Source organism: Acinetobacter sp. CE-15, from assembly GCF_051059255.1.
Taxonomy (GTDB): Bacteria; Pseudomonadota; Gammaproteobacteria; order Pseudomonadales; family Moraxellaceae; genus Acinetobacter; species Acinetobacter guillouiae.
Genome location: NZ_CP192737.1, coordinates 3,903,680 through 3,919,080, shown reverse-complemented (window position 1 = coordinate 3,919,080; position 15,401 = coordinate 3,903,680). Strand labels below are relative to the sequence as shown.

Genomic DNA, 15,401 nt, shown 5'->3' with positions numbered 1-15,401 from the left:
CTAAACTTCCGATGCGTAATCCATCGGTGAATTAGGGATAATACTCGACTTATGAAAAATAAAGCTGCTCAATCTCAAGCTTGGAAAACGGTTCAAATTGCACGTCACCCTGAGCGTCCGCAATTTTTGGATTACGTAGGCGAAATCTTTACTGAATTTGATACCTTGCATGGTGATCGTTTATATGGTGATGATGGTGCAATGGTGGGTGGATTGGCCCGTTTTAACGGTCAGCCCGTAATGGTTGTGGGTCAACACCGTGGTCGTAGCACGCGTGAAAAATTACAGCATAACTTTGGGATGTGTAATCCTGAAGGATACAGAAAGTCGCAACGCTTACTCGATATGGCGGAACGCTTTAATCTTCCTGTGTTTACCTTTGTTGACACCATGGGAGCATACCCGGGTATTGGTGCTGAAGAGCGTGGTCAAGCAGAAGCAATTGCAACCAGCTTGGCGCAACTTTCAAGCCTTAAAGTGCCAGTCATTGCAACTGTTTTAGGTGAAGGTGGTTCTGGTGGTGCTTTGGGCATCGGTGTTGCAGATCGTGTTATTATGCTTTCACACAGTATTTACTCTGTGATTTCACCTGAAGGTTGTGCTTCTATTCTCTGGAAAACTGCAGATAAAGCAGAACAAGCCAGTGAAGCACTTGCATTAACTGCTGACAAGCTCAAAGAAATTGGTATTGTTGAATATGTGGTTGATGAAGGTGAGGGTGCTCATTTACATCCTTTTGAGGTTATGGAAAAACTCAAGGATGTGTTAAAACAAGCGCTTGATGAATTACAGCCAATGACTGCGGAAGAACGATGCGAAGCACGTTATCAACGTTTAATGAAGTTTGGCAGCGACAATTTAGGTCTTGCTTCTTAAAACAGTATTCTCAATTTCCTGAAAATACCCGTTTCTTAATCGGATGTAGTGGTGGTATGGATTCCATGCTGTTGCTACATCTGATGGCACAACTTTTCCCCAAGCAAATTCGTGCAATTTATGTCAATCATCACCTACAAAAAGTCAGTGATGTGTGGGCTGATTTTGTTGCTCAACAATGCACGGCGCTGAATATTCCTTATATTCTTCAGTCTGTTCAAGTCGCTCAAGGCAATCTTGAGAATCAAGCACGTCAAGCGCGTTATCAAGCCTATTTACAGCATATCAATGAAAATGAGGTATTGGTTCTTGCACATCATCAGCAAGATCAGGCTGAAACGTTAATGTTGCGTTTGTTGTCAGGTGCTGGGGTTACAGGTCTATCTGCGATGCAATCCATCGATCAGCGCGATCAATTGCTGATTTGGCGACCTTTACTGGATACTTCCCGTGAGCAGATTTGCCAATGGGTTGAACAACTGCAAATCGATTATGTGGACGATCCTTCCAATTTAGATACACATTATGACCGTGCATGGTGTAGACATGAACTTTGGCATATTTTGCAAAGTCGTTATCCTAAAATGCAGCAAGCATTGGCACGTACCAGCTATTTAATGCAAGATGCTGATGAAATTCTCAATGAGGTGGTACAGCAGGATTTAAGCTTTTGTGGTCATCCTGCACAATTGGATTTAGCCAAATTTGCCTCTCTTTCCCCTGCTAGACAGCGGCAACTTTTATCGGTATGGATGAAAGGTGAGGGGACATATCGCCCAGCCTTGGACATGGTGCAAAGGCTACAAGATGAAGTAATTGAGTCTAAAACAGATGCGCAAGCTGCTTTACATTGGAATCATTTTTATTATTTACGTTATCAAAATCAGTTGTATCGAATTGAACAAAACCAATATTTAGCATCAAGATCTAAACAATTGCCTCAAGAACAGGAAGTTCAATTTCAGCTTCATCAACAACTACAATTCACATCTGGTGTGTTTCAGATCGAAAGCTCTAAAATGGGCCTGGCTTTTGCATTATTCAATCATAAGCTAACATTAAAGCCGCGTTTGGGTGGTGAAAAAATTCATCTTTATGGCAGAGTCGGTGCTTGGCCTTTGAAAAAAGCCATTCAAGAAGCACATATTTTTCCGTGGATGCGTCATACAATTCAAATATTAAGTGTAGATAATGTTATGCTTGGGGTGTTTACACCAAATGGTTTTTGGTTGGCGCAATCTGAATATTGTGAAGTGGGTGGATGGCAACCAAATTTAATCTCTGAGTTAAAAACTAAGGTCGAGCGTGATTCATGAGTGCAGCGTTAAATTGTAATATTACTTTCATTGGTGGTGGGAATATGGCACAAGCCCTAATCGGTGGCTTGTTGAGTCGTGGATTACCTGCAACACGTATTACAGTTTCTGATCCCTTTGAAAACATTCGACAATTGCTACAAGAAAAAGATGTTCATGTGACTGATGATAATATCGCAGCAATTAAAAATGCGGATATTGTTGTTTTTGCTGTAAAACCTCAAGTTTTGGGTGGGGTACTTAAACCATTAAAAGGTTTACTCGAAGATAAATTATTGATTTCGATCGTTGCTGGTGCTGAAATTAAAACGATTTCAGACTTAACCGGCAGTGAGCGTGTTGTTCGTGTTATGCCGAATACCCCTGCTTTGGTTCAAACTGGTGCACATGGTATGTTTGCGAAACCAGAGGTCAGTGCTAAAGACCGCGAATTGGCAACACAAGTACTTGCTGCGACAGGTTTAACGCTTTGGGTGAGTTCTGAAGCGCAAATTGATGCTGTGACTGCTGTTTCTGGTTCAGGTCCTGCATATTTCTTCTATATGATGGAAAGCATGATTCGTGCTGGAAAAAATATGGGTTTAGATGAAAAGGTTGCGACTGCTTTAACTCTACAGACAGCACTTGGTGCAGCACAAATGGCAATTACCAGCTCAAATGCACCTTCAGAATTGCGTAAAAATGTGACTTCTCCAAACGGCACTACACAAGCTGCTTTAGAAGTATTTGATCGTGCTCAAATTTCTCAAAATATTCAGACAGCTTTAGCTGCTGCGCAGAAGCGTAGTCAGGAACTGGCTCAAGAATTAAGTGACAGCATTAAATAATTATTGATTTTTAGGAACGTTCCAGTATGGGTGCAAATTCTGCGCAAATTTTTGGCATTATTATTAACGTAGCGATTTTGCTCGTATTCTTTCGTTTTTTAATGCAATTGGCCATGGTGAGTCCATACAATCCAGTGGTGATGTCGACAGTTAAAGCGACAAAAATTGTGGATATGTTTGGGCGAATTTTTCCGCCTTTGGCCAAAGGGCGAGTAAATACAGCTGCATTAGTTTTGCTAGTGGTGTTATATCTGCTTAAAATTTTTGGAATGATGTACTTGCAAGGTGCAATACCCAATAGTCCTGTACATTTGATCATTTTAACTTTTGTTACCATGATTCAAGATTTGATTCGTTTTTGTCGCTATTTAATTTTTGCGACCATTATTCTCAGTTGGGTGGTAATGTTTACTCAGTCGAGATCACCTTATATTGAAGTGATTCAAGAGCTTGCTGAACCATTATTGGCACCGTTCCGCCGTATCATGCCAAATATGGGAATGATTGATCTTTCTCCAATTTTAGCGATTTTGGCATTGATCATTGCTGAAAAAGTTATGGATTATGCTGCGATTGCATTGCTAACAGGTCTTTAATTCACCGGTTTAAATAGCAAAAGGACTCAATAGAGTCCTTTTTTTATGCATGTTAAAAAATATAACATTGAGTATATTTTTAACAAAAGATGATCACTCCCTAACCCTGTTCTAGAAAGTTAGGGAGTTTTTTTAAAGGCTTAATGTGCCTCACCCCAATTCTTACCTTGACCGACTTCAACAACTAAAGGTACTGATAAGGTGACGACTTTTTGCATTACATCTTTAATCTGTGTAGCCAATTGATCTGCAATAGCTTCATCAACTTCAAATACCAATTCATCGTGTACTTGTAGTAAAAGTTTGGCCTGATCTTGGGGGAGGATTTTATTGACCTCAATCATCGCCATTTTAATGATTTCAGCCGCAGAGCCTTGAAGTGGCGCATTAATCGCAGCACGTTCCGCACCTTTACGCACCATCATATTTCGAGCGTCAATATCGGGTGTATATAAACGACGACCTGTAATGGTTTCTACAAAACCTTGTTCCAATGCCACTTGGCGGGTACGTTGCATATACTCATAAATACCCGGATAACGGTGGAAGTATTGCTTAATATAGTTTTGCGATTCTTCACGAGTAAAGCCCAGTTGACGAATCAAACCAAACTCAGACATACCGTACAATAAACCAAAGTTAACGGCTTTGGCTTGGCGGCGTTGATCAGAGGTCACATTTTCCAGCGCGACACCCAAGACCTCAGATGCTGTACGACGGTGTACATCTTGCCCATTTTGAAAGGCGTCAACCAAAGCATCATCTTGTGAGAAATGCGCCATTAAACGTAATTCAATTTGTGAATAATCGGCTGCCAAAAGTACACGCCCTTGAGGTGCAATAAAGGCTTTACGAATCTGACGACCAATTTCTTCACGTATCGGAATGTTCTGTAGATTTGGATCGGTTGAAGACAAGCGTCCCGTTGCTGTTAAGGCTTGATGGTAACTGGTATGTACGCGATGGGTCTCGGGATTGGCTTGTTTGACTAAGGCTTCAGTATAGGTACTTCTAAGCTTGGTTAAACCACGATACTCAATGATCAGTTCAGTAATTGGATGATCGATTTTTTCTAAAACCGCTTCAGAGGTACTGTATTGTCCCGTTGCAGTTTTTTTGCCACCTTTTAAACCTAATTTTTCAAATAAAACTTCACCGACTTGTTTGGGTGAACCGACATTAAAAGATTCGCCAGCGATTTCGATAATTTGATTTTCAAGATTTTGAATGGTATTGGCAAAGTCCACACTGAGCTGATCCAAGAAGCTTAGATCAAGTTCAATCCCATTTTCTTCCATGGTCGCCAAAACACTGGCTACTGGCATTTCAATGTGATGTAAAATATTGATCAGTTCAGGAATTTCTTTCAGCTTACGTTCTAAAACCTCATAAAGACGGTAGGTGACATGCGCATCTTCTGCGGCATAATGTCCAGCGGTTTCAATCTCGATTTGATTAAAGGTCTTTTGTTTTGCACCTTTACCAGCAACTTGTTCAAAAGTCGTGGTCAAATGGCTCAGGTAAACGCGTGCAACATCATCCATACCATGGCGTGTTGTCACTGCATTCAAGACATAAGAGGCCAGCATGGTGTCAAAATACCAGCCTTGTAAATGGATACCGTGATTTTCAAAAATATGTGCATCATATTTTAAATGATGTCCAATTTTTTCAACACTTGGATCTTCAAGAATCGGTTTGATTTGCTGAATAATCGCATCGCGATTGAGTTGCTCAGGTGCACCTTCATAATCATGTGCCAAAGGGATGTAATAAGCATCACTGGCATCAAAAGCCACTGAAAAACCGACCATTTCAGCGATACGGTAATCTAAACTTGTGGTTTCAGTGTCAATTGCAAAACGTTTTTCTGTGCTTAATCGCTGGAAGAGCTTATCCCATGCTTCTTGACTTAAAACAGTGTGATAAGTGGCTTCACCAAGGCGGTCATCAACACTCGAACTTGTTGCTTGATCTGTAATTTCATTTTCAACAGGTTGCTCAGTTTTGCCAATACTTTGAGTTGTTTGTTTATAGGCTGGGCTATTTGGATTGTTTGGATGATCTAGCGATTGTAATTGATTACGGAATTCAAGTTCAGTATACAAGTTGCGTAATGCTTCAACATCAGGTTCACACAGCTTTAAATCATCATAGCTCAAGCTTAAATCGAGATCGATAACAATACTTGCCAATTGATGATCAAGTGCAATCCCTTCAACATTGTCTTTTAAACTTTGTCCAACTTTACCTTTGATATTGTCAACATTTTCTAAAATGCCAGCAATCGTACCATATTCATTTAACAGCTTAGCGGCCGTTTTTGCACCAACACCAGGTACACCACGAATACCATCAGAGGCATCACCCATCAAGGTTAAATAATCAATAATTTGATCTGGACGGACGCCAAATTTTTCGATTACACCATCGACATCCATCGGTTTGTCTTTAAAACTGTCTTCGAGGGTCACTTTATCCGTGACCAACTGCGCCATGTCTTTATCACCCGTAGAAATCAAAACTTGATGACCAGCTTTTTCAGCACGTTTTGCCAAGGTTCCAATGATGTCATCCGCTTCAGCACCCGGAAGCGTATGTAAAGGAATACCTAAAGCTCGAATCAAGGCATGCAAATAAGGGATTTGTTGAGATAATTCTTCTGGCATGCTTGGGCGGTCACCTTTATATATCGGTGACAGTACATGGCGGAAAGTGGGTTCAGGTGTGTCAAAAATAACCGCCATATGTGTTGGTTGCACACGACGCATCAGTTTTTGAATTGCAGAAATTGCCCCGCGAATCGCATTGGTCTGTAATCCAGTTGATGTGGTTAAAGGTGGGAGTGCATGAAAAGCACGAAATAAAAAGTATGACCCATCGACCAATACAAATGGTGGCATTGATATTTTCCTAATTCAAATAACCGCTTTATTGTACGTGATTTTTTGCGCTTGCGAAGATGCAACAGTCATCCTTGTGTTACTGAATATCTGATGAATTCACATAATCATCAGGCAAGGCTGTTGTATCATCGAGTTACTCAGGATCGAGAAAGATGAAATATGCTCAAAGGGCAGAGTGAAATTCGCATCATTTGGTTAATGATGCTGATCATTATCGCAGTCAGTGCATGGTTTTTGGATGCACGGATATTGACCTACATCTGTGGTTTGGCATTTGTCATGAGTGTGATGCAGTATGTGGATGCGATTCAAGATCCATTGCAACAGATCGCGCAACAGACACGGGTTCCACTGCAAAGCACCTCGAAAGTGCCATTATATGTCTCTTCGATTATTGCTGTTGTAGGTTTAACACTGCATTTGAGCTGGATGGTGGGTTTAGGTCTAACTGCTTGGATTTTCTTTTTCTTACGCTGGTTACGCCGTTTAGAGCGCTATTTGAGCCAAGTTCAATTGCAAATTCAACACTTGAATTTGTCAGAACAGCGATCTCCAGATTTAAACAATCCATCATCTATACAACAAAACATCGGCACGCCACAAGATTCATCGCTGAACTTAATGGGGCAAATTCGCCAATGGATTTTTCAAGGCAACCCTGTTTTGAAAGTTGCGATCTTGGTTTTGGTGATTGGTATTGTGTTATTGCTGCGTTTTGCGACAGAGCATTGGCAATTAAGTTTAGCCGTCAAACTTTCAATCGTTGCCTTGTCCAGTGCGGCAATCACCGCGTTGGGTGTGTTGCTACAAAATAAAAATCGTAGTTTTGCCTTGGCAATAGAGGGCTTGGGGCTGGCAGGATTATTTTTAACCTTATTCTTTGCCTACTACAATCAGGTGATTCCGAGTCTTTATCTAGCAAGTTTGTGTTTTGCTGTAATTATGGCACTAACACTGAGTTTAAGTTTAAAGCAGCAAAGCGTGGAATTGGCATTGATGGCCGTGCTTATTGCTTATATTGCGCCATTTACGTTGCCTGTGCGAAATGCAACGGTAGCAGAACTGATGGCTTATTATTTAGTGATTAACATTGCGATTGCTATACTCAGTACCTTAAGACCTTGGAAATATTTAAATCAGATCGGTTTTTTAGTGACTGTAATCATTGGTGGTGGTTATGCGTTCTATCATGGCTATAGTCAAGAAAAACAGTCACTCACGATACTTATTCTTGCACATCTTGCAGTATTCATTTGGCTTGGTTTTCGATTCAGTCAATTGATCGCCAAACAGGATCTTGAGCAATTTAAACTGAAACCCAGTTTAGATGTTGCGTTGATTTTTGGTGCACCGATTATTGGCTATTTATTCTTATATTTAATGTATTTTCACCAAGAACTGATTCTTGCTGGTTTTAGCTTGGGTTTTGCTGTGGTGTTTGCAGGGATTTATCAGCTCTCAAAACGTAACCAATCTATTCAACTGATTTCTCAAAGTTATTTTAGTTTAGCATTGATTTTTATTGCTTTAATTCCACCAATTCTTCTGCATGGTCAGTGGAGTGTGGTGGGTTGGGCTGTTGAAGGCCTCTGTATTTTTGGCTTTGCTTTATATCGACAATCGGTGATCAGTCGTTATATGGCGATTGCCTTGTTGATTGTTGCAGGCTGTTCAAGCCTTTATTACTTGTTTGAATTGCCTGATTTTCCAACCACGATGTATTGGTGCTTAAGTTTAAGCTATATCGCCGTGGTGTTATTGGCAAATAGCCGTGATGATTTTCGCAAACAGATCAGTTCAGTAACGACCTTGTTTTTAAGCCTGCTGATGATTTCTGCAACCACGATGATTCTTGCATTATTGCTTGATCACTTAGAGGGAGAAAATCGATACATTTACAGTGTATTGATTGTGGTTATTGCTTATCTGTTGATGAATGAGTTGATGTTATGGCTAAAGGCCAGATCAACATGGTTGATTCCAAAATGGATTGGGGTAATTCCCGTCTATGTATTTACACTCATTTTATTGCTGGATATCAGTAAAAATGGCATGTTGCTATGGACCAGTGATATTGAACGATGGGGTATCGCAGTTTCAGGTTTATTGCTAGCGGCAGTCTGGTTAAGACCTGCAAAAGGGCTACAGTTTGAAAGTGAATGGCTCAGTTTAGGTGTTTTAATCAGTTTAAGTCTAAGCAGTCTTAGTTTAATTGCAACGATGCCTTATATCAGCGTGGTAATTTTACCTTTAGTGTTTTGTGGATGGTGCTTCTTTCAGAAAAACTCAGAATGGACGATGTTTTGGCAAACGCGCAGCAGTTTGTTGCTGATGTTGATTTGGATGATTTGTTCTCAGCTATTTTCACAACAAGCATTTCAAGGATATTTATTGCCAGTCTTAAACCCATTTGATTTGGTCAGTATCGCCATGTTAATTGGGTTTTTCTGGATGCTGAATCTTCAATTTAAACACGGTTTAAAGCAGGGTATTGACCATGGGATACTTGCTGTGCTGTGTGTTTTAAGTTTGTTATGGCTGAGTAGCTATATCATTCTAAGAGCCTTACATGTGTATTTTGCTACACCTTATAACCAACTGAGTCTTTGGCAAGATGCCACTGCGCAACTGAGCCTAACCTTGCTTTGGGTGAGTTTAGCCTTTATTGCGATGAGCTTTGCTAGCCGTAAGTTATTACGTCCTTTATGGATTTTAGGGGGAAGCATTTTGGTGATTGTCACCTTAAAATTGGTACTGTTTGATTTATCTCATATTGGAACGTTAACACGCGTGATTTCTTTCTTGGGCGCGGGTTTTGTGATGCTGATTATTGCCTATATTGCCCCGATTCCAGAGCAGAAAAATTTAAATCCTTAATTATGAATTGAGCGATATTTAAGTTATTCAGGTGAAAGCAAAATAAAAGAGGCGTCTACCAACTCGTAGACGCCTCTTTTTAATTCAAGGATTGAAATGCTTAAAGAATTTCAATCGCTACAGCAGTCGCCTCACCACCACCAATACAAAGGGCTGCAATACCTTTTTTACCACCCGTACGTTTTAAAGCATGAATCAAGGTCAGGATGATACGTGAGCCTGTAGAACCAACAGGATGACCGAGGGCACATGCACCACCATGAATATTGACTTTTTCAGCGTCCAATTTAAATTCATCGATAGGGCACATGGTAACCATAGCAAATGCTTCATTGATTTCCCATAAGTCAACATCTTGAACATCCCAACCAGTTTTATCCAATACCTTTTGGATTGCACCTACAGGGGCAATGGTAAATTCAGAGGGGTGTTGTGAGTTTGAAGCATAGGCAACAATTTTTGCTAAAGGTTGAAGACCTTTTGCATTAGCATGATCCGCAGAGGTTAAAACCAGCGCAGATGCACCATCTGAAATTGAACTGGCATTGGCTGCAGTGATCGTTCCATCTTTGGCAAACGCAGGGCGTAAACTAGGAATTTTGTCGATATTGGCATTAAATGGTTGTTCATCTTGATCGATAACAACATCGCCTTTACGGCTTGAAACTGTGACAGAAACGATTTCGTCTTTAAACCAACCTTCAGTAATGGCTTTTTGTGCGCGTTGTAAAGAACGAATCGCAAAATCATCCATCTGTTGACGGGTATAGCCTTTAATATTTGCCATATCTTGGGCAAAAGACCCCATTAAACGACCTGTTTCAGCATCTTCTAGGCCATCAAAGAACATATGGTCTTTTACTTCGCCATGGCCCATGCGATATCCGCTACGTGCTTTTGGCAAAAGATAAGGTGCGTTGGTCATCGATTCCATACCGCCAGCAACAATCACCTCTGCTGAACCTGCTTTGATTGCATCCGCAGCCTGCATAACTGCTTTCATACCTGAACCACACAATTTGTTAATGGTTACAGCACCGGTTGAATCAGGTAAGCCAGCTTTGCGCATTGCTTGGCGGGCTGGGCCTTGTTTTAAACCCGCAGGTAAAACACACCCCATAATGACTTCTTGTACATCATTTGGTTGTAAGCCGGCACGGGCAATGGCTTCTTTAATCGTCGCAGCACCTAGTTCTGGCGCAGTCAAACTGGTCAGGCTTCCTTGAAAACCACCCATAGCTGTACGCGCACCATTCACAATTACGATGTCAGTCATTGTTTTAATCTCCAAATGATTATTCTGTGAATATATCCAAAACCTAAGCAGTATATAAAAAATAGTATAAGAATAAAGTCTAGCGATTGAATATATGCTGACCGTAGAGAACAGTTTTTAACATTCAGGTGGTGGCCCTAAATTTATTGCACCCATTCGTCCGATTTTGTAGCGCTTATTATTTTCTGCATCATATTGGCTACAATAATAGAAACTTCCAGGTGAACCTCTGGGTAAACCTGTATCACCTTGTAAAGTCAATACATCTCTACTGCTGGCACTTCCAACCCAAGTCAGCTTGCCATATTTAATTTTATTTTCAGTTTTGAGGAGTATGTGGTCATCCTCATCAATCTGCTTGTTTTTATTTTTGTCTGTAAAAATAAGTAATCCTTTGTTCCATTTATCTTTTTCACATCGAATTAAATCTTCAGATGAGCAAATCACTACAGTGGTATGTCGAACTAAAGCTTGACTTCTTGCATAAGAAACATGCTGTTGAATATGTGTGGAAATGATTCTAATCTCTTGTTTTTGCATCCAATTATGATAATGGGGCAAACAGATTAAGCAGATAATTGTAAGGATACAAATAGTGGTAATAAGCTCGAACAAGGTAAGACCTCGCGCTTTACAATAAAAATACATCTTTGGATCTTCTGTTAAGTCTTGTTTTTTATTTGAAAAATAATGATTTTTCTATTAAATTTAATTGAAATGTTAACGTAGTAAAATATTTATTACTATCAGTTTCTTTTACTGCTAAAATGCACGTAGCAAAAAGATAAGCGATCCACGCAAAAAAATTGAGTAAAAAGTTACCGAATTACAACGGAAATTGTAAGTAATTTTGTCAATAATTTACTTGATTAAAGTTATCAAGCACTTGGAAAAAGCCTCAAGTGTTTGTATGATTCAACGTGAGTAGCTTAAAAATAATACTGGGGTATTAAAATTTATCTCAGGATAGCCAATAAATTTTAGGCTAAGCTTGAACAACAATTGTTATCTCTGGAGGATATCCATGAAATTGAGTCGTATCGCACTTGCTATGCTTGTTGCTGCTCCATTCGCTGCTGCTAATGCTGGTGTAACTGTTACACCTTTACTACTTGGTTACACTTTCCAAGACTCTCAACACAACAATGGTGGTAATAAAGGCGAGTTAACTAACGGCCCTGAATTACAAGACGATTTATTCGTTGGTGCTGCACTTGGTGTAGAACTTACTCCATGGTTAGGTTTTGAAGCTGAATATAACCAAGTTAAAGGTGATCTTGACGGTACTGGCGTAGCTGGTTCTGAATACAAGCAAACTCAAATCAACGGTAACTTTTATGCTACTTCTGATTTGATCACTAAAAACTATGACAGCAAAATCAAACCGTATGTATTGTTAGGTGCTGGTCATTACAAGTATAAACTTGATGACATGTCTTACCATAACAACGAAGAAGGTACTTTAGGTAATGCTGGTGTTGGTGCTTTCTGGCGCTTAAACGATGCTTTATCTCTTCGTACTGAAGCTCGTGGTACTTATAACTTTGACGAAAAATTCTGGAACTATACTGCTCTTGCAGGTCTTAACGTAGTTCTTGGTGGTCACTTGAAGCCTGCTGCTCCTGTAGTAGAAGTTGCTCCAGTGGTTCCAGTTGCTCCAACTCCAGTTGAACCAGCTCCACAAGTTCTTACTGAAGATTTGAACATGGAACTTCGTGTGTTCTTTGATACAAACAAATCAAACATCAAAGATCAATACAAGCCAGAAGTTGCTAAAGTTGCTGATGCGTTAACTACATTCCCGAATGCGACTGCTCGTATTGAAGGTCATACAGATAACACTGGTCCACGTAAGTTAAACGAACGTTTATCTTTAGCTCGTGCTAACTCTGTTAAATCAGCGCTTGTAAGCGAGTACAACATCGATGCATCTCGTTTGTCTACTCAAGGTTTCGCTTGGGATCAACCGATTGCTGACAACAAAACTAAAGAAGGTCGTGCTATGAACCGTCGTGTATTCGCGACAATCACTGGTAGCCGTACTGTAACTAAATAATCCTTTATTTAGTGAATAAAAAAGCGACTCAATTGAGTCGCTTTTTTATTTAAAGTCCTTATAATTCTAGAATATCTAAATAAAATTGAATCAGAAATTAATAATTACAGGTTAACGATGAAATATATCATTTTAGGACTGGTACTCATGGCATTAAATGCCTGTACGTCGACACCAATAAATTCAAATCGTGTTTCAATCCAAAAACAATATCCAAATGAAGTGAAGTCAGTGAAAAATGGGCTGTCCATATATTTTCAACCGAAATCGACAGACATTGAAGCTGAGTATAAACCTGCTTTATCTGTTGCCTCACAATTATTGAAAGACAATAAAAATTTTGTTCTTTACATTGAAGGTCATACAGACAGTACTGGTTCTTTGGCTGCAAATAATAAAGTTTCTTTAACACGCGCGAATATTGTCAAAGATTTTCTCTTAAACGAATATCAGGTCAATCCAGAGCAATTGATTACGCTCGGTTTAGGACCAACCAAGCCAATTGCTGATAATAAAACAGCTGAAGGTAGAGTGAAAAATAGACGAGTAACGGTGACTTTAAAAATTAAGTAATTTCGATAAAGCCTCTCAATTTGATCATACAGCGTTATAATTGTTGATTGTGATTTCTACAAGTTTGAAAATTGAATGAGTGTGCAACTGCCTAAAGCTTTATTAGACCTCGAATCAAATTGCGGTATTTTTGCTGTTTGGATGTTATTGCAAAATTACTCAATTCAGTTAGATATTCAACAGCTGGTTAAACTTTGTCATCACGATGCAGAGGATGGCACTTTTACGATTGGCCTAGCGATTGGGTTAAAAAAAATAGGTTTTGATCTGTCTTTTTATACAGATGAAGACTTAAATATTCATGAAAAAGAAATCGCCCGTTATCAAGACGCGAAGAAGTTAGGGTTGCAGATTAGTCCAGCGCTAAGCTATCAAGAAATTCAAGTCTATATTGAACAAGGGTGTAATATCATTGTTTTTTATGACACTTTAGAAGGCGTTGGAAATCATTCGTTGGTTTATTCGATAAATGATCAGGAAATTTGTTTCTATGATAATTTTGATGCCATGCCGAAAGCTGTCTTTGAGCAACAACGGTTAGCTGAAGGAATTTGTCAGCAAGCAATTGTGATTGATCCTTATATTCAATCTGTACGTTATTGTTAATCCAATTAAAAATGTAAATCTCAGTAAATCGAAATTTACTGAGATTCATGATCAAAATTGAGGGTTATTTTAGCTTTAACCTTTAATACACAATACTTGTTTCAGTGTGTGGACCACATCAATCAAATCATTTTGATTGGCCATAACTTGATGAATATCCTTGTAGGCACTTGGAATCTCATCAACCACACCTTTATCTTTACGGCACTCAACGCCTACTGTTTGTGCAATCAAATCTTGCTGATTAAACAAGTGTTTGGCTTTAGAGCGACTCATTTTACGTCCTGCGCCATGTGAGCATGAACAAAACGAATCTGGATTACCTTTGCCTTTAACGATAAAAGATTGCGCGCCCATTGAACCGGGGATAATCCCGTATTCATCGAGCCCTGCACGAATTGCACCTTTACGTGTAACAAAGACGTCTTCACCAAAGTGAAGTTCTTTCTGTACATAATTATGATGACAATTAATCGCTTCTTTGGTCATTTGAAAACTTGGTAATAAAGGGCGAATTGCTTCTAAAATTAAACGCATCATCTCACATCGGTTTTCAAAAGCATATTCTTGAGCCCATTCTACAGCTTCCACATAATCATCGAAATTCGTCGATCCTTCTGCAAAGTAGCTCAAGTCTTTATCAGGCACGTGACCAAAACGATGTTGTGCTTCTTTCTTGGCACGTTCAATAAAGTAAGTGCCAATCACATTACCTAAGCCACGGCTACCTGAATGCAGCATGACCCAGATATCATCATTTTCATCAATACACAGTTCAATAAAGTGATTACCACCACCTAAAGTCCCGAGTTGCTTTTGCCATGTAACATCAAAACTGCGTAACATGCGTTTTAAAGCAGGGTGTTTGTCTGTAATGCGCTGGAGCTTTTTATCTAAGGGTGAAAGTGTTGACGCCTTAGCTTTGATTTGTTTGTGCATTTCAAAGCCGACAGGTACTTTTCTTTCAATAGCATTGCGTAAAGTACTTAAATTATCGGGCAATTGAGATGCTTTTAGACTAAGTCTTAATGCATTCATACCACAACCAATATCCACGCCAACCGCAGCAGGAATGATGGCATTTTTGGTGGGAATAACACTTCCCACGGTTGCGCCTTTACCCAAATGTACATCTGGCATGACTGCGATATGTGAATGAATAAATTGCAATTGTGCCATTTTTCGCAATTGGGTTAGGCTTTCTTCATCCACATCTTTTGTATAAATTTTTATAGGAACGCCATATTCTGCTTTGGCGTTTAAAATCATTTGTATGCTCATTTTTTTTCTCGAAGCAAATTTTTTTATTGTCCGAAAGCGGTTACAACTCTATTGTCAAAGCAATGATCGATTCAAATTTTAAAGACAATAAAAAACCTAGCGAATGCTAGGTTTGACTGACATTCGGACACTTTGATTAATTCAGTGCCCGTGAGTAGACGACTGCTTAATCTTAATTTAAAGTTTTCTCAAGTTGATGCATGTCGTACTC

General features: G+C 39.5%; 12 protein-coding genes. 8 read left to right on the top strand and 4 right to left on the bottom strand.

Features of this window, described 5'->3' with window-relative positions; all coding sequences use genetic code 11:
• The first annotated feature begins 51 nt into the window (after positions 1-51).
• From ACQ7EO_RS17940 to ACQ7EO_RS17925, 4 genes are read left to right on the top strand one after another with little or no spacing between them, the layout of a single operon-like run.
• The gene (locus ACQ7EO_RS17940) at positions 52-876 is read left to right on the top strand and encodes an acetyl-CoA carboxylase carboxyltransferase subunit alpha (protein WP_004819131.1); all 825 of its coding nucleotides are present in this window, start codon (positions 52-54) and stop codon (positions 874-876) included.
• On the top strand, positions 813-2,192 hold the full coding sequence (tilS, locus tag ACQ7EO_RS17935; RefSeq protein ID WP_434278234.1) for a tRNA lysidine(34) synthetase TilS: 1,380 nt from the start codon (positions 813-815) through the stop codon (positions 2,190-2,192). The genes ACQ7EO_RS17940 and tilS overlap by 64 nt, the downstream gene beginning before the upstream one ends.
• Entirely contained in the window at positions 2,189-3,019 is an 831-nt protein-coding gene (proC, locus tag ACQ7EO_RS17930) for a pyrroline-5-carboxylate reductase (protein WP_004819135.1), read from the top strand. The genes tilS and proC overlap by 4 nt, the downstream gene beginning before the upstream one ends.
• Before the next feature lie 26 nt (positions 3,020-3,045).
• The gene (locus ACQ7EO_RS17925) at positions 3,046-3,615 is read left to right on the top strand and encodes a YggT family protein (RefSeq protein WP_004723028.1); all 570 of its coding nucleotides are present in this window, start codon (positions 3,046-3,048) and stop codon (positions 3,613-3,615) included.
• Positions 3,616-3,755: 140 nt separating this feature from the next.
• Here ACQ7EO_RS17925 and polA read toward each other — a convergent pair whose 3' ends face one another.
• On the bottom strand, positions 3,756-6,518 hold the full coding sequence (polA, locus tag ACQ7EO_RS17920) for a DNA polymerase I (RefSeq protein WP_434278232.1): 2,763 nt from the start codon (positions 6,516-6,518) through the stop codon (positions 3,756-3,758).
• Positions 6,519-6,680: 162 nt separating this feature from the next.
• On the opposite strand from polA, the gene ACQ7EO_RS17915 reads away from it, so the two are divergent.
• Entirely contained in the window at positions 6,681-9,398 is a 2,718-nt protein-coding gene (locus tag ACQ7EO_RS17915) for a DUF2339 domain-containing protein (protein ID WP_434278231.1), read from the top strand.
• 100 nt (positions 9,399-9,498) lie between these two features.
• Here the strand turns inward: ACQ7EO_RS17915 and ACQ7EO_RS17910 are convergent, their stop codons facing one another.
• Together ACQ7EO_RS17910 and ACQ7EO_RS17905 are read right to left on the bottom strand one after the other, a co-directional pair.
• Positions 9,499-10,674 carry a thiolase family protein gene (locus ACQ7EO_RS17910; RefSeq protein ID WP_434278230.1) on the bottom strand — a complete coding sequence of 392 codons (1,176 nt, stop codon included), beginning with the start codon at positions 10,672-10,674 and terminating at the stop codon, positions 9,499-9,501.
• A gap of 117 nt (positions 10,675-10,791) precedes the next feature.
• Positions 10,792-11,214, bottom strand: coding sequence for a GspH/FimT family protein (locus ACQ7EO_RS17905; RefSeq protein ID WP_244015088.1), 423 nt, complete (start codon positions 11,212-11,214; stop codon positions 10,792-10,794).
• Between the two features lie 484 nt (positions 11,215-11,698).
• Between ACQ7EO_RS17905 and omp38 the strand changes: the two genes are divergently transcribed.
• From omp38 to ACQ7EO_RS17890, 3 genes are all read left to right on the top strand, one after another.
• The gene (gene omp38 / locus ACQ7EO_RS17900; protein WP_239046424.1) at positions 11,699-12,730 is read left to right on the top strand and encodes an outer membrane protein Omp38; all 1,032 of its coding nucleotides are present in this window, start codon (positions 11,699-11,701) and stop codon (positions 12,728-12,730) included.
• A gap of 117 nt (positions 12,731-12,847) precedes the next feature.
• Positions 12,848-13,303, top strand: a complete 456-nt coding sequence (locus tag ACQ7EO_RS17895; protein ID WP_166783166.1) for an OmpA family protein — start codon at positions 12,848-12,850, stop codon at positions 13,301-13,303.
• Between the two features lie 75 nt (positions 13,304-13,378).
• Positions 13,379-13,909 carry a cysteine peptidase family C39 domain-containing protein gene (locus ACQ7EO_RS17890; RefSeq protein ID WP_434278229.1) on the top strand — a complete coding sequence of 177 codons (531 nt, stop codon included), beginning with the start codon at positions 13,379-13,381 and terminating at the stop codon, positions 13,907-13,909.
• A gap of 75 nt (positions 13,910-13,984) precedes the next feature.
• Here ACQ7EO_RS17890 and ACQ7EO_RS17885 read toward each other — a convergent pair whose 3' ends face one another.
• A complete protein-coding gene (locus tag ACQ7EO_RS17885) occupies positions 13,985-15,190 on the bottom strand; it encodes an RtcB family protein (protein ID WP_434278227.1) in 1,206 nt (401 codons plus the stop codon).
• Between the last annotated feature and the right edge of the window lie 211 nt (positions 15,191-15,401).

Coding starts and splice junctions, on each gene's coding strand:
- ACQ7EO_RS17940 (WP_004819131.1), top strand. CDS start 52: ATGAAAAATAAAGCTGCTCAATCTCAAGCTTGGAAAACGGTTCAAATT.
- tilS (WP_434278234.1), top strand. CDS start 813: ATGCGAAGCACGTTATCAACGTTTAATGAAGTTTGGCAGCGACAATTT.
- proC (WP_004819135.1), top strand. CDS start 2,189: ATGAGTGCAGCGTTAAATTGTAATATTACTTTCATTGGTGGTGGGAAT.
- ACQ7EO_RS17925 (WP_004723028.1), top strand. CDS start 3,046: ATGGGTGCAAATTCTGCGCAAATTTTTGGCATTATTATTAACGTAGCG.
- polA (WP_434278232.1), bottom strand. CDS start 6,518: ATGCCACCATTTGTATTGGTCGATGGGTCATACTTTTTATTTCGTGCT.
- ACQ7EO_RS17915 (WP_434278231.1), top strand. CDS start 6,681: ATGCTCAAAGGGCAGAGTGAAATTCGCATCATTTGGTTAATGATGCTG.
- ACQ7EO_RS17910 (WP_434278230.1), bottom strand. CDS start 10,674: ATGACTGACATCGTAATTGTGAATGGTGCGCGTACAGCTATGGGTGGT.
- ACQ7EO_RS17905 (WP_244015088.1), bottom strand. CDS start 11,214: ATGCAAAAACAAGAGATTAGAATCATTTCCACACATATTCAACAGCAT.
- omp38 (WP_239046424.1), top strand. CDS start 11,699: ATGAAATTGAGTCGTATCGCACTTGCTATGCTTGTTGCTGCTCCATTC.
- ACQ7EO_RS17895 (WP_166783166.1), top strand. CDS start 12,848: ATGAAATATATCATTTTAGGACTGGTACTCATGGCATTAAATGCCTGT.
- ACQ7EO_RS17890 (WP_434278229.1), top strand. CDS start 13,379: ATGAGTGTGCAACTGCCTAAAGCTTTATTAGACCTCGAATCAAATTGC.
- ACQ7EO_RS17885 (WP_434278227.1), bottom strand. CDS start 15,190: ATGAGCATACAAATGATTTTAAACGCCAAAGCAGAATATGGCGTTCCT.